18 protein-coding genes are annotated in these 17,483 nt (G+C 65.0%); 9 read left to right on the top strand and 9 right to left on the bottom strand.

The features are described from left to right. Positions 1–107: 107 nt before the first annotated feature. The 4 genes from PCE31106_RS05615 (at position 108) to PCE31106_RS05600 (ending at position 3,632) form a co-directional block, all read left to right on the top strand. Positions 108–1,070 (top strand): LysR family transcriptional regulator, encoded by a 963-nt coding sequence (locus PCE31106_RS05615; RefSeq protein WP_026131747.1) that lies wholly within the window; start codon positions 108–110, stop codon positions 1,068–1,070. 218 nt (positions 1,071–1,288) lie between these two features. Continuing rightward, positions 1,289–2,563, top strand: a complete 1,275-nt coding sequence (locus PCE31106_RS05610) for an autotransporter strand-loop-strand O-heptosyltransferase (RefSeq protein WP_254440923.1) — start codon at positions 1,289–1,291, stop codon at positions 2,561–2,563. A 128-nt stretch (positions 2,564–2,691) separates the two neighbouring features. Next, positions 2,692–3,219 (top strand): helix-turn-helix domain-containing protein, encoded by a 528-nt coding sequence (locus tag PCE31106_RS05605; protein ID WP_150562647.1) that lies wholly within the window; start codon positions 2,692–2,694, stop codon positions 3,217–3,219. Continuing rightward, on the top strand, positions 3,216–3,632 hold the full coding sequence (locus PCE31106_RS05600; protein ID WP_017232806.1) for a VOC family protein: 417 nt from the start codon (positions 3,216–3,218) through the stop codon (positions 3,630–3,632). The genes PCE31106_RS05605 and PCE31106_RS05600 overlap by 4 nt, the downstream gene beginning before the upstream one ends. A gap of 37 nt (positions 3,633–3,669) precedes the next feature. On the opposite strand, the gene PCE31106_RS05595 is transcribed toward PCE31106_RS05600, so the two are convergent. Beyond that, positions 3,670–4,686 (bottom strand): transporter, encoded by a 1,017-nt coding sequence (locus PCE31106_RS05595; RefSeq protein ID WP_150562646.1) that lies wholly within the window; start codon positions 4,684–4,686, stop codon positions 3,670–3,672. 332 nt (positions 4,687–5,018) lie between these two features. Here PCE31106_RS05595 and ppk2 point away from each other — a divergent pair, with 332 nt between their 5' ends. Beyond that, the gene (gene ppk2, locus PCE31106_RS05590) at positions 5,019–5,939 is read left to right on the top strand and encodes a polyphosphate kinase 2 (protein ID WP_017232804.1); all 921 of its coding nucleotides are present in this window, start codon (positions 5,019–5,021) and stop codon (positions 5,937–5,939) included. 63 nt (positions 5,940–6,002) lie between these two features. Here the strand turns inward: ppk2 and PCE31106_RS05585 are convergent, their stop codons facing one another. From PCE31106_RS05585 to PCE31106_RS05575, 4 genes are all read right to left on the bottom strand, one after another. Then, positions 6,003–7,313 carry an ATP-binding protein gene (locus tag PCE31106_RS05585; protein WP_150562740.1) on the bottom strand — a complete coding sequence of 437 codons (1,311 nt, stop codon included), beginning with the start codon at positions 7,311–7,313 and terminating at the stop codon, positions 6,003–6,005. Positions 7,314–7,315: 2 nt separating this feature from the next. Next, entirely contained in the window at positions 7,316–8,158 is an 843-nt protein-coding gene (locus PCE31106_RS05580) for a response regulator (protein WP_150562645.1), read from the bottom strand. A gap of 17 nt (positions 8,159–8,175) precedes the next feature. Then, positions 8,176–8,397, bottom strand: a complete 222-nt coding sequence (locus PCE31106_RS23945; RefSeq protein ID WP_174974972.1) for a hypothetical protein — start codon at positions 8,395–8,397, stop codon at positions 8,176–8,178. A gap of 555 nt (positions 8,398–8,952) precedes the next feature. Next, the gene (locus PCE31106_RS05575; RefSeq protein ID WP_174974970.1) at positions 8,953–10,044 is read right to left on the bottom strand and encodes a Rossmann-fold NAD(P)-binding domain-containing protein; all 1,092 of its coding nucleotides are present in this window, start codon (positions 10,042–10,044) and stop codon (positions 8,953–8,955) included. A gap of 15 nt (positions 10,045–10,059) precedes the next feature. Between PCE31106_RS05575 and PCE31106_RS05570 the strand changes: the two genes are divergently transcribed. From PCE31106_RS05570 to PCE31106_RS05555, 4 genes are all read left to right on the top strand, one after another. Next, positions 10,060–11,094, top strand: a complete 1,035-nt coding sequence (locus PCE31106_RS05570; RefSeq protein WP_150562644.1) for a CDP-6-deoxy-delta-3,4-glucoseen reductase — start codon at positions 10,060–10,062, stop codon at positions 11,092–11,094. Between the two features lie 320 nt (positions 11,095–11,414). Beyond that, on the top strand, positions 11,415–12,647 hold the full coding sequence (locus PCE31106_RS05565) for an acetylornithine transaminase (RefSeq protein WP_051060096.1): 1,233 nt from the start codon (positions 11,415–11,417) through the stop codon (positions 12,645–12,647). An 83-nt stretch (positions 12,648–12,730) separates the two neighbouring features. Next, a complete protein-coding gene (locus PCE31106_RS05560) occupies positions 12,731–13,228 on the top strand; it encodes a GNAT family N-acetyltransferase (RefSeq protein WP_150562643.1) in 498 nt (165 codons plus the stop codon). Further along, a complete protein-coding gene (locus PCE31106_RS05555; RefSeq protein WP_150562642.1) occupies positions 13,225–13,704 on the top strand; it encodes a GNAT family acetyltransferase in 480 nt (159 codons plus the stop codon). Before PCE31106_RS05560 ends, PCE31106_RS05555 begins: the two co-directional genes overlap by 4 nt. 118 nt (positions 13,705–13,822) lie before the next feature. Here PCE31106_RS05555 and PCE31106_RS05550 read toward each other — a convergent pair whose 3' ends face one another. From PCE31106_RS05550 to PCE31106_RS05535, 4 genes are read right to left on the bottom strand one after another with little or no spacing between them, the layout of a single operon-like run. After that, on the bottom strand, positions 13,823–14,536 hold the full coding sequence (locus tag PCE31106_RS05550) for an ABC transporter ATP-binding protein (protein ID WP_017232794.1): 714 nt from the start codon (positions 14,534–14,536) through the stop codon (positions 13,823–13,825). Continuing rightward, complete coding sequence (locus PCE31106_RS05545) at positions 14,536–15,309, bottom strand: ABC transporter ATP-binding protein (protein WP_017232793.1); 774 nt, start codon at positions 15,307–15,309, stop codon at positions 14,536–14,538. Before PCE31106_RS05545 ends, PCE31106_RS05550 begins: the two co-directional genes overlap by 1 nt. A gap of 21 nt (positions 15,310–15,330) precedes the next feature. Further along, positions 15,331–16,467, bottom strand: coding sequence for an ABC transporter permease subunit (locus PCE31106_RS05540; protein ID WP_174974968.1), 1,137 nt, complete (start codon positions 16,465–16,467; stop codon positions 15,331–15,333). 18 nt (positions 16,468–16,485) lie between these two features. Continuing rightward, a complete protein-coding gene (locus PCE31106_RS05535) occupies positions 16,486–17,436 on the bottom strand; it encodes a branched-chain amino acid ABC transporter permease (RefSeq protein WP_150562641.1) in 951 nt (316 codons plus the stop codon). Between the last annotated feature and the right edge of the window lie 47 nt (positions 17,437–17,483).

The following is a 17,483-nucleotide window of genomic DNA, read 5'->3' as shown; positions in this document are numbered from 1 at the left end:
AGGCAGCCGCCAGCGGGGGACGATTCTGAATTACTATGGGGGCATCATGTTTTCGTTATAAGCCCGGAGCATCGGGGGTTTCAGGGGATTGGGGACAGATGGGGGCGGTGCCTTTCGACACGGGGGAAGTGGTCCGGCGGTTGACCACTCGGCTCAAGATGCGTCATCTCGTGCTGCTGCTGCAAATTCAGCAGCACGGCTCGCTCACGCGAGTGGCCGAACATATGGCGACGAGTCAGCCGGCGGTCACCAGTGCCCTCGCGGAGCTGGAAAGCATGCTCGGTGGCCCGCTGTTCGACCGCACGCCGCGCGGCATGACGCCCACGCCGCTCGGCGACGTCGTTCTCGCCCGTGCGCAGGCGATGGTGCACGACCTGGATCACCTGACCCGCGACATCGAGGCCGTGATGGCCGGACACGCGGCGCGACTGCAGGTGGGCGTGATTCCCTACATCTCCGGCAAGACGCTGGCGGCCGCGATTCAGCAAACGCTCGCCGAGATCCCCCAGCGACTGACCGTCACCCTCCATGAAGGCACCAGCGAATCGCTGATGGCGCAACTGCGCGACCACTCGCTCGACGTGGTGATCGGACGCGCGGGCGCCGGCCTCGACCTGACACAGGTGCAATTCGAAGTGCTGCATCACCAGATGCCGCGCGTTGTCGCCAACCGCCGTCTGGCCGCCCGGCTCGGACGAAGCGCCCCGGTGTGGGCGCAGCTCGCCGAACTCGACTGGGTGATGGGCGCGCCCCACACACCAATGCGCGACCAGTTATCCGATCTGTTCCTGCACGCGGGCGTGGTACCGCCGGTGCCGGTGGTCGAGAGCTTTTCGTCGCGCCTGACGGGGGAGTTGCTCGCCAGCAGCGAGCGCGCGGTGTCGCTGTTGCCGGCAGACATTGCCGAGGAGCTGGTGCGTATCGCCGGCGTGGCGATCGTGCCCTGGTCGCTCACATGGACGCTGCCGCCGGTGGCGATGTTCACGCGCCGGGAAAATCCGCGCGAGACGCATCGTCTGTTCACGCAGGCGCTGCGCGCGCAGTACCAGGTGGTGGCTGGCGCCGCATGAGCGTTTGCCGCTGCGGCCCCGGTTACGGTTGCGTTCGAGTGGCGCCATGGACCGGGCTTGGCGTCGTCGAATGGGTCTGCGGGCCCGTTGCCGGACGGATTACCGAAAGGGTCTGAAAGGCCTTTGGACGCCAAAACCAGCCAATTTCCAGAAATAGACCCTTTTCCGCTCGTTCGCCGCGCAATCGCTCGCGCTATGTCCGGCGTATGGTGTCGGGCATGACCCATGCCATGCCCGCCCCGCCTCACTCCGATACTGCACCCGCCGACCCTTCGCCGGCAGTCACGCCGTTTGCGCCCTCACCGCACCAGATTTTCCTGTCGCCGGCCCTGCTGCCCACGCAAGTCGGCCCGGCCGGCCTGCGCTTCGACTTCAATGACGGCGCACGCGTGGTCATTCCCGATTTCGGTCAGCCGCTGCCGTGGCGCGTGCGGATCAGCGACCTGCGAGACGACAGCACGCTGGCCGATGTCTCCCTCTCCTCGGGGGTCGTGCGCAGCCCGGCCAAGTATTTTGTGCGCTATGGCATCACGATCTGGCTGAACGACGTGGAGGTCTTTGCGCATCGTTACGATGCGCGCGAGCAGGCGGTACTGGTCCAGTTTCCATTGGCCGCCCTGGGCGATGTGCTCGGCTGGCTGCCTTATGCGCTGCGTTTTGCACAAGTGCACGGGTGCCGTCTGGCCTGTGTCGTCACCTCGGCCGTGGCGTCGCTGTTCCGCGACGCGTATCCGGACGTCGATTTCGTCGCGCAGGACAAGGTGGAGCGACGCAAGTATTACGCGACGTACAACATCGGCCTGTTTTTCGACGACGTGGCACGCGTGAAACAACCGCGCGACTTCCGCGCGACAGGGCTACATCGCACCGCGGCGCACATTCTTGGCGTAGACGATGCCGAGGCGCGCGCGAAGACGGTGCTGCCGGACGCGTCGCGGCCGATGGCGGCACCTTACGTCTGCATCGCCGTGCAAAGCACCGCGCAATGCAAATACTGGAATCGGCCGGGGGGATGGGATGCGGTGGTGGCCGGACTGCGAGAACGCGGTATGCAGGTCGTGTGCATCGATCAAAAGGCGCGGCACGGCAAGGGGGATTTCTGGCAGTCGATCCCGGCGGGCGCGATCGATGCCACGGGCGACCTGCCGTTGACCGAACGCGCGCGCTGGCTGATGCACGCGAGTGCCTTTATCGGCTTGTCGAGCGGACTGTCGTGGCTCGCTTGGACGATGGGCACGCCCACGGTGCTGATCTCGGGTTTCACCCTGCCGCACAACGAGTTCGCCACGCCCTACCGGGTGAGTGCGCGCGACGTCTGCACCGGCTGCTGGCACGACCCGGCGCTGCGCTTCAACCACGACGACTTTCACTGGTGCCCACGGCATCGCGACACGCCGCGCGCGTTCGAGTGCACGCGGGAGATTCGCCCGGAAGATGTGTTGGCCGCGCTGGATCGCGTGCCTGGCGTCAAAGGCATGCGCCTGTCGCGCTGACTGGCCGTCGTGGGCCGCACGTCGATCGTCGAGTCCGTCGCTACGACGCCCCGTGTTTCGCCTAAACTAGGCGGATCTCGTCTGTGCCGTTGGAACTCATGGCCCCTCGCGAATGCCGTCGTGACTCGATGCCAGCTCCGTCTTCGGCCCCGTGCGCCGAATCGGCCGACACCGCGCCGTTGGAAGACCCGGCCTTGCTGCGGCGTTTGCTGCGCGCCAAAGACCGCATGGACTCGGCCTCGCACGAGGCCTGGCCCGTCAAACGTCTGGCCGCGGTCAGCGGCACTTCCGAAGCGCACTTCGCGCGCTCGTTCAAGCGAGCCTTCGGTATTCCTCCGCATCGCTACCTGCTGACACGGCGCATCGAGCAGGCCAACACGCTGTTGCGCGACACCGATCTGAGCATCACCGACATTGCCTTCGCCACCGGCTGGGAGAGCGTAGGCACGTTCGGCCGCATCTTTCGCGACATCAATGGACAAAGCCCGAGCGCTGTCCGACAGTCGGCGCGGACCACCGCGCCCAACTGCCTGGATCGTGTTCCCGCATGCGTCCTGAAAGCGGCGCAGCGGCCCGATCTCAAGATCGCAGTTTTGGAGAAGCGCCGCCGCGCAAGCCAAGGTACAGTCCCTCCATCAACCAAGGAGGTCTTATGAAGCCAGGCATTCAAGTGGTCGGTGTGTACGTCGACGATCAGGATGAAGCCCTCGCGTTTTACGTCGAGAAGCTCGGATTCCGTGTTCACACAGACGTGCGCAACGGGCCGTACCGTTGGCTGACAGTCCAGCATCCGGACCAGCCCTCGTTCCAGCTCGGCCTGTTCACCCCTGGCCCGCCCATCCACGACGACGCGACCGCGCAAACGTTGCGGGCGATGGTCGCCAAGGGCGCCATGCCGCCACTGGTACTTCACGTATCGGACTGCCAGGAAAGCTACGCCAGACTGAAAGCCGGCGGCGTCGAGTTCACGCAGGCGCCGGTCGAGCGCTACGGCAGTGTCGACGCGGGCTTTCGCGACCCGGCCGGCAACGGATGGAAGATGATTCAAGCCGCGCCGGACGGTCAATGAGCCGCCCGTGTTGGCGTCGCGGTTCGACGTGACACCATCAATCCGGCCGCCGCCGAAACGCCCATCCGCCGGCGGCGGCGGTCCCCGTGGCGACAATCGCGACCAGAACCCAGAAGCCGTGAGGGTGATCCGCCAGCGGTATACCGCCCACGTTCATGCCGAAGAAGCCCGCCACGATGTTGATGGGCAAGGCGAGCACGGTCACGACGGTGAGCGTGTAGATCGTGCGCTCGGTGCGCTCGCTGACCATTGCCGCAATCTCTTCCTGCAGCAGCTTGATTCGCTCCAGCAAGGCCGACAAGTCATTGAGCACGACGGCAAATTCTTCGGTTGCCTGACGAAACTCCTGCACGTCCTCGACATGCCCCCAGGGCGGAGGACGGCTCAGCAGACGAAAAAGCGCCGCCGGCTCCGGTGCCAGCAATCGCTGCAAGCGCACGAGCACCCGGCGCAACGACCCCAGATCGGCGCGATTGCTCTCGATACGCTGCTGCAATAGCCGGTCTTCGACCGTATCCACGCGCCCGCTCGTCTCGCGCACGATGCGTTCGAGCACATCCGCCTGATCGCGCAGCAGATGCACCAGCAACGCCAGCGGCGAACGGAAGGCTTCGCCACGTTTGACCGATGCGCGCAACTTATCGATGGATCGCAGCGGCTTCACCCGGCCCGTGACCAGCAGCCGGGCATTGGCCGCGACACGCAGCGTTGAAATCTCCGACTGCGCGATGTCGAACGCGAAAATCACATCGTTGATGACGGCCAGCAGCCAGTCGTCGGAATGCTCGATGCGCGTGGAGCGCGAACCTTCGCTCAGATGCTCGTAGAATTCGTCCGGCAAGCGCAGATGCTGCTGCAGCCACCGCTCGCACGCGGCATGCGCGAAGTTGAAATGCAGCCACAGGAAGCCGGGCGCACGCTCGCCCTGCGCCAGCCACGCGAGGGCCTCGCCCGAATCGATGGGCTCAGGCGAGGTGCCGTCGGTGAATCGATAGCCATAGATCAGACCCGCCTGATCGCAGCCATAAGCGTTGTGAACCAAGTCGGCGAACATGCGCGCGGTGTGTAGGCGAAAGTGGGGGCGACGTGACCCGTGCCTCAGCGCGGGCCGACCTGACATCATGGCCCCGTCACATGGCTTTTTTGTGACAACGCACACACCTCGCACACCACCTGTCAACGCCGCTTTCGCCCGCTGGGCGAGGCGGAACGCAAACGCCTCGGCGCGGCGTTCGTCCACGCCATGCTAATGTCATAAAATCGTCGCAGACTTTGGCTCACTCTCGGGTGCGCCCTGCACGCGGGACTACGCCGTGTGCCGGCCTGTCTTCACCCACGCTGGACGGGTGCCTTCCGTATTTTTTTGGTCCGTAAGAGATCGTCGCCATGACCCAATTCGATTCCGATGCCGACCGCGACGCCTCGCTTGCGCGCCGCCTCCAGGATGACCTGATCGACAGCTACGATGAAGAGATCGAGATGGAGATCGACGATCTTCGTCTGCCCGGGCTGAATGACCTGAGCGCCGAGGCCCGCAGCGACCGCCTGCACTATTTCAGCGAACTGTTTCGTCTGCAGGGCGAACTCGTCAAATTGCAGGATTGGGTGATCCGCAGCCGCCACCGGCTCGTGGTGATCTTCGAAGGCCGCGATGCGGCCGGCAAGGGCGGCGCGATCAAGCGCATCACCCAACGGCTGAACCCTCGCGTGTGCCGCGTGGCCGCCCTGCCCGCCCCGAACGACCGCGAACGCACGCAGTGGTATTTCCAGCGCTACGTTCAGCATCTGCCCGCCGCCGGCGAAATCGTGCTGTTCGACCGCAGCTGGTATAACCGCGCCGGCGTGGAGCACGTGATGGGGTTCTGCACCGAGAGCGAATACGAAGAATTCTTCCGCTCGGTGCCCGAGTTCGAGAAGATGCTCGTTCGCAGCGGTATCCAGATCGTGAAGTACTGGTTCTCGATCTCGGACGATGAACAGGAGGCACGCTTCCTCGCACGGATTCAGGACCCGCTCAAGCAATGGAAGCTCAGTCCGATGGACTTGGAAAGCCGCCGTCGCTGGGAAAGTTACACGCGCGCCAAGGAAGTGATGCTCGAGCGCACGCACATTCCGGAAGCCCCCTGGTGGGTCGTGCAGGCCGACGACAAGAAGCGCGCGCGCCTGAATTGCATGCATCACTTGCTTGCGCAAGTGCCGTATCACGACGTGGAGCGCTCGTCGGTGATATTGCCCGAACGCGCCCGCAGCGAAGACTATATGCGTCACCCGGTGCCGGATGAAATGATCGTGCCGGAGGTCTACTGACGCGCCTGGCGAGATGGCGGCTCAGCGCGGCGGCACGCCGCCCGCGCCGCCCGAGGCATCATCTCAGCCGCCGGTAAGCCCGGGTGCGGGCGTCACGGGCAAGCGCAGCGTGACACGAAGGCCGCCGTCCGGCGACCTCTCCAGACGCACAGCGCCGCCCAACCCCTCGACCAACCGTGCCACCAGCGACAGACCGAGTCCGCAATGACCCTCGCCACCGCGCGAGGCGTCGAGCCGCACGAACGGACGCATCGCCAGCGCCACCTGATCGTCCGGAATCCCCTCCCCGCAGTCGCTCACCTCGATACAGCCCACCGCGCCCTCGCACCACGTCGCCAGACGCACGGGCGGCGCGCCGTGCTCGAGGGCGTTGTCGACGAGATTCATCATGACCCGGTCGAGCAACGTGCGCGGCAACTGGAACGCCGGGCCCGCGCGCAAATGGCTGGCGAACAGCGGCGCGCTCTCGGCCAACTCGGTCGCCGTGGCTTCGTCGCCCCCCTGCGCCGGAAACTGTTCGCGCAAGAACGCATCGACGCCCACAAGCGGACTCGTATCGGGTTCGTCGCGAGCGTAGGCGAGGAACTGCTGGACGATGTGGTCAATGGACGCGATGTCGCGCACAAACCCGTCGCGCGAGCTGTCGCTGTCGATCAAGTCGGCGCGAAGACGCAAACGCGTGAGCGGCGATTTCAGGTCATGGGCAATGCCCGCCAGCATGATCGCCTGATTGTCCTCCGCTTCGGCCAGGCGCTTGGCCATGTCGTTGAAGGCGTGCGTGAGGTCGCGCAACTCATGCGGCCCTTGCTCGGGCAACAAGGCGGGACGACGTCCACGCGCGATCACGCGCGCGGCGTGCGCGACGCGCGCAATCGGGCGCTGCATCTGCCAGGCCACCAGCAACGCCAGCAATACCGCGCCGATCAGAATACCGACCGTCTCGCGCACGAAGGGTGGCATCGGCGGCAAATCTAATCCGATGACGATCCACTCGCTGCGTTGGGGCAGCAAGACCCACAAACTACCCTGCTTGCGCTCGTCGACCAGATGCAGTTGCGTGCCGGCCGGCAAGCGCGCGAGCAATTCGCTGCGCAGGCGCGCGGTGCGTGTGTCGTCTGCGCGATCGGCGAACGCCGGCGCCTGCGTCAGCGGCACGCGACGCAGGCCATGCGGCGGCGCGAGGCTGCCGGGGTCCACTGCGCGTTGATCCACGCTCTGGATGGCAATGAGCAGGCCGCGCGCAAATCCGTCCACCTGCTGACGCGGACGCTGATAGAAAACCAACGCACTCCACACGAGATGCATCACCAGCAGGACGGCAATGCCCAGCCCTGCCATGCGCGCGAAGAGCGAGTCGCGCAGCCGCCAACGCATTGTCACGCCGCCGACTCCCGCCAGCCGCGCACCGTACGCTTGACCACCGGCGCGGGCGAAGCGAGCGCCCGCCCGTCGTCTTGACTGCCTACGCCGCCAGCCCTGGATCGCTCACGCGAGTCCGGCGTCGCGCCATCTGACAATTCGCCGCCCGGCACGAAGACGTAACCCTTGCTGCGAATCGTCTGGATATAGCGAGGCTCGGACGGATCGGCCTCGACGAGCCGTCGCAGACGCCACACCGGCACGTCCAGGCTGCGATCGCGAAACGTGATGCCGTCGCCATAGAGCATGGCGTGCAGCTTGACCCGCGGGAGCACCTGCATGGGGTGCTGCGTGAACGCCTTGAGCATGGCGAACTCGGTATCGCGCAGCGGCAAACGCTCGCCTTCGCGCTGCAACGTGCGCAGCGAGTAATCGAGTTCAAACGGACCGAAGCGGTACGGGGCGCGCGCGTCGGGGGCGCTGGCGGCCACCGGCCCGCGGCGGCGCAGCACAGCGTGAATCCGCGCGAGCAACTCACGCGGATCGAACGGCTTGGCCAGATAGTCGTCGGCGCCCAGTTCCAGCCCGAGCGCCCGGTCGAGCGGCCCACCGCGCGCCGAGAGCATGATCACCGGGATGTCTTCGCCGGCCGCGCGCAAATCCTGCAACGCCCGCAAGCCGTCGCGCTCCGGCATCATGATGTCGAGCAGAATCACCGACGGCCGCTCGAGTTCGAGCCGGCGCAGCAGCGAGGCCCCGTTGTGCAGCACTGAGACCTGCATGCCGTTGGCATGCAGCAATTCGCGCAAGAGGTCGCGAACGACAGGATCGTCGTCGACCAGCAGAACATGCAGACTCATGAAATTCTCTCGGTGGTTTAAGTTTGACGCCGGGCGCTCGCGGCGTGCGACAGTGTCACGGCACTGTCTTGCGTCACCGCAGACGGCGCCGAGGTCGTGGACAGCGCCCGCAGCGCATTCGTAAATCGATCCGGCGCCGGCGACGCGCGACGTGTGCCGAGCGTCGCGGCAGGTCCCTGCCCCGGCAAACGCCAGGCGCGATGTAGCGCCGAACCCGGCGCGCCTATGCCTGTGGTCATGTCGTGTGCTCCCTTGGTGTCGAGATGCACCGAAGTGTGTGCGTTCATCCAGACCGGCATTGGCCGAAGCATCTTACAAAATGCAGCTCAATCCTTATTTCAGAAAGGATTGGAAAGGTGCGTCGATGTCCATCATCGGCGTCGCCCTTGATTGGCGTGCACAAATATCGACAATTCACCGAGGTTAGCCGACATAGAAGTAAATTATAGCGAATTCAGTGAGGGCACGCCGAGGCCGCCGAGGCCGCGATTGACATCGGAGGTCGCGCAGCGCGTGCGATCTTCACATTGTGTAGCCGCGTGGCGACGCGCTCCGCTGTGTGTCCCGCCCTGCTCACCAACGCCCCCAGCCCCCTGCCCCCTGCCCGGCGGGGCTATCGCAACCGCCGCCCCCCTGCTCGCGGGCGATTGTGCCGATGGCAACGCGCAACGTTGACCCCGATCCGCATCTCCACATTTCTCCTGCCGTTGCCGATCTTCCCGCTCGGCGCTGCCATGCACGAATCGAACTGGCGCCGTAGTCTCAACAACGTCAAACCGTGGGCGACACCTCGTTCAATCAGGATCGCGAATCGATCGGCGGGAGAGCGTGACGAGCAGCGCCGCCACATCGGGATACTTCAACCGGTAGCCCAGTTCGCGCTTGAGCCGCGTGTTGGCGAGCCGTCGCGACTCCGACATGAACGACAGCAGCGTCGGCTCCAGCACGCGCTGCGCCTCGTCTCGCGAAATCCGCGGCGGCCGGGGCAGCCCCAGCGCATCGGCCACATGGTCGAAATACTCGCCCATGCGCCATTCGGTGTCGTCGCTGGCATGCACGATCCGCTGCGACTTGCCGCGCCACATCGCGCGCACCAGGATCGCGGCGAGATCGTCGGCATGAATATGGTTGGTGAAAACGTCGTCGGACGCCTGTAGTGCCGGGGTGCCCTTTTGCAAACGCGTGACCGGAAGACGATCCGCCGCGTAAATCCCCGGAATGCGCACGAGCGTCGTTCGCCACGGCACGCGCGCACGCTCGGTGAAACGCCAGACGGCTGGCGTGGCGCTCACCGATGTCGCACGGGCGCGTGCCGGCCCAGCCGCCAGCACACGATGCACGTCATGCCCGTGCCGCGACGGTCGGCCGAGCGTGCGCACCGTGCGCTCCGCGTCCACACGACGCTGGCCACGCGGCGATCGCGGCCGCGGTGTGCGCGTTTCATCCACATGGGCGCCGCCGCAGTCGCCGTATACGCCGCTGGTGCTCGCGTAGACGAGAATGCGACGCGGCGCTCGAGGCAGGCGCGACAAGGCGCGCCGCCCTCCCTCGGGTACAATTGTGGGCTTGGGCGGCTGGGCGAGCGCTGCGCGCAAACGGCGAGTACGCCGGTCCAGGGTGCCGCTGCCGGCAACCCCGGTAGGCGGGGCGAGATGCAACACTCGCGGCGCCAATCGACCGATGCGATGCAGGCTTGCCGCGTCGTCCAGGTTGGCGACAACGGGCACGGCCCCCGCCGCGCGCAATGCCGCATGGCGAGCATCGCTCGACGTGACCGCAAAGACACGAAAGCGTTTGACGAGGGCCGGCAGCGCGCGCATGCCGACGTCGCCGCAGCCCACCACCAGCAGGCGCGGGCGACCGAAGGGTTTTGACGATTTATTCATTTTTCGGATTGTAGTATGGCTTACAACGTTACCCTCGTGCCGAGCGGGCGCGAGTTCCAGGTCGAAGACGGCGAGGCCGTACTCAGCGCTGCGCTGCGTCAGGGCGTCGGCCTGCCTTACGGGTGCAAAAACGGCGGTTGCGGGTCCTGCAAGGCCAAGCTGGTCGAGGGCAACGTCGAGCACGGCGCGCATTCCAGCTCAGCCCTTTCGAAGGACGAAGAAACACGCGGTTTTGCGCTGCTTTGCTGCGCCCATGCCAAGGGCGACCTCGTCATCGAATCGCGCGAAGTCAAAGGCTTCGGCGACATCCCGGTCAAGCGCCTGCCCTGCCGCGTGAACGCGCTGGAGCGCCGTGCCGACGACGTCATCGTCATGCGCCTGCAACTGCCTGCCAACGAGCGCTTTCAATATCTCGCCGGGCAGTACATCGAGTTCATTCTGAAAGACGGCAAGCGTCGCAGCTACTCGATGGCCACCGCGCCGCACGAAGAAGGTTTCCTTGAGCTTCACCTGCGTCACATGCCCGGCGGTGTGTTCACCGACCACGTCTTCACTCAAATGAAGGAACGCGAAATCCTGCGCTTCGAAGGCCCGCTCGGCACGTTCTTCCTGCGCGAAGACACCGACAAGCCGATCGTGCTGCTCGCGTCGGGCACCGGTTTCGCGCCGATCAAGGCCATCGTCGAACATGCGGTGCACAAGGGACTGAAGCGCCCCATGACCCTGTACTGGGGCGCGCGACAGTTGAAGGACATTTACCTGCGCGAGCTGGCCGAACAGTGGGCGCGCGAGATCCCCGGCTTCAAGTTCGTGCCGGTGCTCTCCGACGCCGCACCGGAAGACCAGTGGCAAGGCCGCACAGGGTTCGTGCATCGTGCCGTGGTGGAAGACCTGCCGGATCTTTCGGACTACGAGGTCTACGCCTGCGGGGCCCCCGTGATGGTGGAATCGGCGCGCCGCGACTTCATCGCGCATCACCACCTGCCCGACGCGGCATTCTTCGCCGATGCGTTCACCACCGAGGCCGACAACCCGGGTGGCGGTCTGTGAGCCGCACGAATCGAGCGATGCTGACCGGGCGCCACGCGGCGCGCACGCCACAGTGCGCGCGAACCCTTTGACAAGCGCCGCGTCACCGACTTATGCTTGCCGACATGAACCTGATTGCCATCGCCTCGATCCGACGTCGCCATACGCTGCCCCAACCGGGATGCCGCGCGGCACGCTATCGACTGCGATAACTCGCAGGTTCTCAAGCACAGCGAAGCCACGGGCAACCCCCGTGGCTTTTTTTATTGTTCCGTCTCGCTCACCCTCGTCCTTCGGAGACCGTCATGTCGCTTGCCAACCCGTCCGCCGCTGCATCGCCCATGGCGTCCGCCGCCCCCAAGGCGGCACGCCACGCCAGGTTCGCTGAATTCCCCACGCAGGCGTTGCTGCCCATCACGTCGCGCCCCGAGCTCGTGTTCACGCACGGCAAGGGCGGCTGGCTGTATGACCACGAGGGCAAGCGCTATCTCGACTTCATTCAGGGCTGGGCGGTCAACAGCCTCGGCCATTGTCATCCGGTGATGCGCGATGCGCTCGCCACACAAAGCGCGTTGCTGCTCAATCCCAGTCCCGCGTACTACAACGTGCCGATGATCGAGCTGGCCGGCCTGCTCGCCACGCTCTCGGGACTCGGCAAGGTCTTCTTCGCGAACAGCGGCGCCGAGGCGAACGAGAGTGCGATCAAGCTCGCGCGCAAGTGGGGCCAATTACATCCGAACCCGTCGGGCGGTGCTCGTTTCGAGATCATCACGTTCAAGGATGCCTTCCACGGCCGCACGCTCGCCACCATGTCGGCGAGCGGCAAGCCCGGCTGGGACACGATCTTCGCGCCGCAGGTGCCGGGCTTCCCGAAGGCCGAACTGAACAATATCGCCTCCGTCGAAGCCCTCATCGGCCCCGACACCGTCGCGGTGATGCTCGAACCGATTCAGGGCGAAGCCGGTGTCGTGCCGGCCACCGACGTGTTTCTGAAGGAACTGCGCACACTCACGAAGTCGCGCGGGCTGTTGCTGATCGTGGATGAAGTGCAAACCGGCTGCGGGCGCACCGGCACCCTCTTCTCGCATCAGCAGGCGGGCATCGTGCCCGACATCATGACGCTCGGCAAAGGCATTGGCGGCGGCGTGCCGCTCGCGGCGATGCTCTGCGGCGACGAATTCGCGGTCTTCCAGCCGGGCGATCAGGGCGGCACGTACAACGGCAATCCGCTCATGTGCGCCGTTGGCCTCGCGGTCATGCGCACGGTCAGCGCACCGGGCTTCCTCGAATTCGTCCGCGCCCAGGCCGACTACCTGAGTGCCGGATTGCAGCACCTGTCGTCGCGTTACGGTGGCGAGGGCGAGCGCGGTGCCGGCCTGCTGCGGGCATTGCTGCTCGGGCGCGACATTGGCCCGCAACTGGTGGAAGCTGCACGTGAGATGACCCCCGACGGGCTGCTGCTCAACGCAGCGCGTCCGAACCTGCTGCGCTTCATGCCCGCACTCAACGTGAGCCGCGACGAGATCGATCAGATGCTCTCGATGCTCGACACGCTGCTCGCCAAACACGCTTAACGAATCGACATGATGCGCGCCGCGACATGCCCGGCACTGCCGGGCGGCGCGGTGCTCACCCTATCGCACAGGAGGCACCCTCAATGAACGATCTGAGTCACGCGCACCCGACACCGCCCGCCGACGCCATCGTCGACATTTCTTCCGATCCGGCACGGCTCGACATCGGCTTCATCCATCACGCGCTCGCGACGCAAACCTATTGGGCGAAGGACATCCCACGCGTGACGCTCATGCGCGCCATCGCGCACTCTCTGTGCTTCGGCGCCTATGCCACACAGGTTGAAGGCGGCGCGGCGCGTCAGGTGGGCTTCGCGCGCGTGATCACCGATCGTGCAACGTTCGCCTACCTGGCCGACGTGTTCGTTGATCCGTCGATGCGCGGGCTCGGCATCGGCAAGCGCCTATGCGAGAACGTGCTGGCGCATCCCGCCTTGCAGGGGTTGCGGCGTTTTCTGCTCGCCACCACCGACGCGGCGGGCCTTTATGCCCGCTACGGATTCGAACCGCTCGACCCGGTGAACAAGATGATGCAGATCCATCGCCCCGACATCTACACCAGTCAACAGGACGCGCCATGATCGCCCCGCCCGCCGACATTCATATCCGCGGCTTCGACGACGCCGACACCGACGCCGTGCTCGCTCTCTGGCGCGACGCGTTTCCCGAATACCTCTCGGCCGACAAGCCGCACCGCGAGCCACGCCGCTCGATCGCCAACAAGGTTGCCATGCGCGACGGGTTGTTCTTCGTCGCCGTACGCGAGCAGACAATCGCGGGCACCGTCATGGCCGGGTATGACGGCCACCGCGGCTGGGTCTACTCCCTGGCGGTAGGGCGTGCGCTGCGACGTCGCGGCGTGGCCAGCGCCCTGCTTCGCCACGCAGAATGCGCGCTGGCCGAGCGCGGCTGCCTCAAGCTCAACTTGCAGGTGCTCACGCAATCGCGCGATGCGCTGGCGTTCTACACCGCGCACGGCTATGCGGCCGACGATGTCGTGAGCCTCGGCAAACGCTTGCCGCTCGCGCCGGGCGCGGCGCCGTCGACATCGCTGTAGTCCGGTTCGACGGGACCGCGTTGCGCGCATAGCGCTCGACGAAAAACACAAAGGGCGCCGGAGTTGCCTTCGGCGCCCTTCGATCGTCGTCCGGCTCACGCCGGACGCTCATGCTTGCTTATTCCCCCAGATACGCGGCGCGCACCTTCGGATCGTCGAGCATGTCTTTCGCATCACCGGTCATGGTGACCAGACCGCTGTCCATCACATAGGCGCGGTGCGCGGCCTGGAGCGCCAGGCGCGCGTTCTGCTCCACGAGCAGCACCGTCACCCCTTCGCCCGACACCGTACGCACCACCTCGAAGATCTTCTCCACCATGATCGGCGAGAGTCCCATCGACGGCTCGTCGAGCAGCAACAGCTTGGGCTGACTCATGAGCGCGCGCGCCATGGCAAGCATCTGCTGCTCGCCGCCCGACAACGTGCCGGCGAGCTGGTCACGACGCTCCTTGAGGCGCGGGAAGATGCCGAACATCTTGTCGACGTCCTGCTTGATCCCCGCGGTGTCGTTGCGCAGATACGCGCCCATCTGCATGTTCTCGAGAATGGTCATGCGCGTGAAGATGCCGCGCCCTTCCGGCACCATCGCGAGCCCCCGCTTGAGCAGATCGAACGCCTTCACACCGCGAATCGACTTGCCCAGATACTCGATGTCGCCATCGGCCCAAGGCAGCAGACCTGTGATCGCCTTCATCGTGGTCGTCTTGCCTGCGCCGTTCGCGCCAATCAGCGTGACCAGTTCGCCCGGCTGGATGCTCAGGTCGATCCCCTTGACCGCCTTGATCCCGCCGTAAGCGACTTTCAGGCCCTTGATCGTCAACATTGCGCTCATCAATGGCCTCCCGAACCCAGATACGCTTCAATCACCGCCGGATTTTTCTGCACATCCTGCGGCAAACCCTCGGCAATCACCTTGCCGTAATCCAGCACCGTCATGCGGTTGCACAAGCCCATCACCAGCTTCACGTCGTGCTCGATGAGCAGAATCGTCTTGCCGTCGCTACGGATCTTGTCGAGCAAGCCGCGCAGCTCCACTTTCTCGGTCGCGTTCATGCCTGCGGCCGGCTCGTCGAGCGCGAGCAGCTTCGGGTCGGTCGCCAACGCACGCGCGATCTCCAGACGGCGCTGGTGGCCGTACGAGAGGTTCGCCGCCGTGTAGTTGGCATACTTCGCCACGCCCACATACTCGAGCAACTCCATCGCGCGATCGCGAATGGCACGCTCCTCGGCCTTCGCGCCCGGGTAACGGACGATCGCGCCGATCACGCCCATCTTCGTTCGCACGTGGCGGCCGACCATCACGTTCTCGACCACGGTCATGCCGCCGAACAGGCGGATGTTCTGGAATGTACGGGCAATCCCCGCCTTCGCCACTTCGTGCACGGCGGTCGGCTTGTAGGCCGAACCATCGAGCCTGAATTCGCCGGAGTCCGGCGTATAGAGGCCGGTGATCACGTTGAAGAACGTGGTCTTGCCGGCACCGTTCGGGCCGATCAGCCCGTAGATTTGCCCCGGCTTGATCTCCAGGCCCACATCGGTGAGGGCCTGCAGACCGCCGAAGCGCTTGTTCACGCCCTTGACGGACAGAAGAATTTGTTCGCTCATAGTCAGGTCATCTCCCTCAACTTACAGTGTCCGCTCTTCTGGACGCGGCGACGGCCACAGGCCGGCCGGACGGTACAGCATGATCAGGATCATGGCCAGACCGTACAGCAACTGCCGGATCACTTCGGGATCGACGATGACGCTACCAAACAGGCTCGTTTGCAACGGGCCCATGGTCGAGCGCAGAACTTCCGGGAACGCCGAGAGCAGGATACCGCCCAGGATCACGCCCGGAATGTGGCCCATGCCGCCGAGCACCACCATCGAGAGCACGATGATCGACTCCCAGAAGGTGAACGACTCGGGCGAGACGAAGCCCTGGAACGCCGAGAACATGCCGCCGGCCACACCACCGAACGACGCGCCCATGGCAAATGCGAGCAGCTTGATGTTGCGCGTGTTGATACCCATCGCCTTGGCGGCAACTTCGTCTTCACGGATGGCCACCCAGGCGCGTCCGATGCGCGAGTGCTGCAAACGCACGCAGACGAACGCGATCAACAGTGCCAGGAAGACGAACAGGTAGTAATACATGTACACCGAGGCGACCTGGATCCCGAAGAAGTTGTGCGCCTTCGAGAAATCGAAGCCGGCAAACGACGCGGGCTCGATGCCGGTGATCCCCTTCGGGCCGTTGGTGATGTTCACCGGCCGGTCCAGGTTGTTCATGAAGATACGGATGATCTCGCCGAAGCCCAGTGTCACGATGGCCAGATAGTCGCCACGCAGACGAAGCGTCGGCGCGCCGAGCAGGATGCCGAACGTGGCCGCGACCGCCGCCCCGATCGGAATCGTGAACCATATCGGCACATGCAGCCCACCCGGGAACAGATGCGCGATCCACGCGAAGTGGAGCGTGAGGTGAGGCGAGCTGAGGAACGCGGTGACGTACGCACCCACGGCATAGAACGCGATGTAGCCCAGATCGAGCAGGCCGGCGAAGCCCACCACGATGTTCAGGCCCAGCGCGAGCATGATGTAGAGCAGCGCGAAGTCGAGCACGCGCACCCAGTAGTTGCCGCCGGCGTAGCCGACGAGCACCGGCGCGACAATCGCCGCGATGAGGAAGAATGCCAGGCCGCGATAGGCCTTGCGCGTGGCCGCCGCCGCAGAGATCTGCGTGGCCTCGCCAGTGGAGGTTTGCACGGGTTGATTCATGATGTCGTTTCTCCCCGCTTATGCACGATCCGCCACGCGCTCGCCGAGCAAACCACTCGGACGGAACACGAGCACCGCGATCAGGACAATGAAAGCGAAGACGTCCTGATAGTTACTACCGAACACACCACCGGTCAGATCCCCGATGTACCCCGCGCCCAGCGCTTCGATCAGGCCCAGCAACACACCGCCGACCATCGCGCCCTGCAGGTTGCCGATACCGCCCAGCACCGCCGCCGTGAACGCTTTCATCCCGGGAATGAAGCCCATGTAGAAGTGCACGTTGCCGTAGTTCGACGCCATCATTACGCCCGCGAGCGCCGCGAGTCCACCGCCCAGCGCGAACGTTGCGGAGATCACGAAGTTCGGGTTCACGCCCATGAGGCCGGCGACGTTGCGATTTTCCGCGGTGGCCCGCATGGCACGGCCGAGCTTGGTGCGGTTCACGAGCTGCGTGAGACCGAACATCACGAGGAAGGCAACGACCACGATCACGACACCTGTGCCGTTGGTCACGGCGCCGATTTGGTCGCCGTGTTGCGGAATCACGGTCATGGCGTCGGTCGGCAGCAGTTGCGGGAACGAGAGCGGGTTGCGCGACCAGATCAGCATGGCGATCGTCTGCAAGAGCAGCGACACACCGATCGCGGTGATCAGCGGCGCCAGACGCGGCGCGTTGCGCAACGGCCGGTAGGCCACGCGCTCGATCACGAAGTTGGTCAAGGCACACACGGGCATACACACGAGCGTGGCAATGGCCAGCATGAGCGCCGGGTTCATGTCCGGCGCGATTTTCATCAACAGATTGATGGTGGATAGCGCGACCATCGCGCCGATCATCATCACATCGGCGTGGGCGAAATTAATGATGCCCAAAATGCCATAGACCATCGTATAGCCCAGTGCAATGATCGCGTAGACGCTACCAAGCACGAGGCCGTTCAAGATTTGTTGGATAAAGATATCCATGAAGCTAACTCCTTGTCCCGAGAACGGGCTCTCGACACGCTTGCCCG

This window comes from Pandoraea cepalis (assembly GCF_902459665.1).
Classification (GTDB): Bacteria; Pseudomonadota; Gammaproteobacteria; order Burkholderiales; family Burkholderiaceae; genus Pandoraea; species Pandoraea cepalis.
Note: the sequence above shows the minus strand (reverse complement) of the source record. Positions and strands in the feature narration are given on the sequence as shown.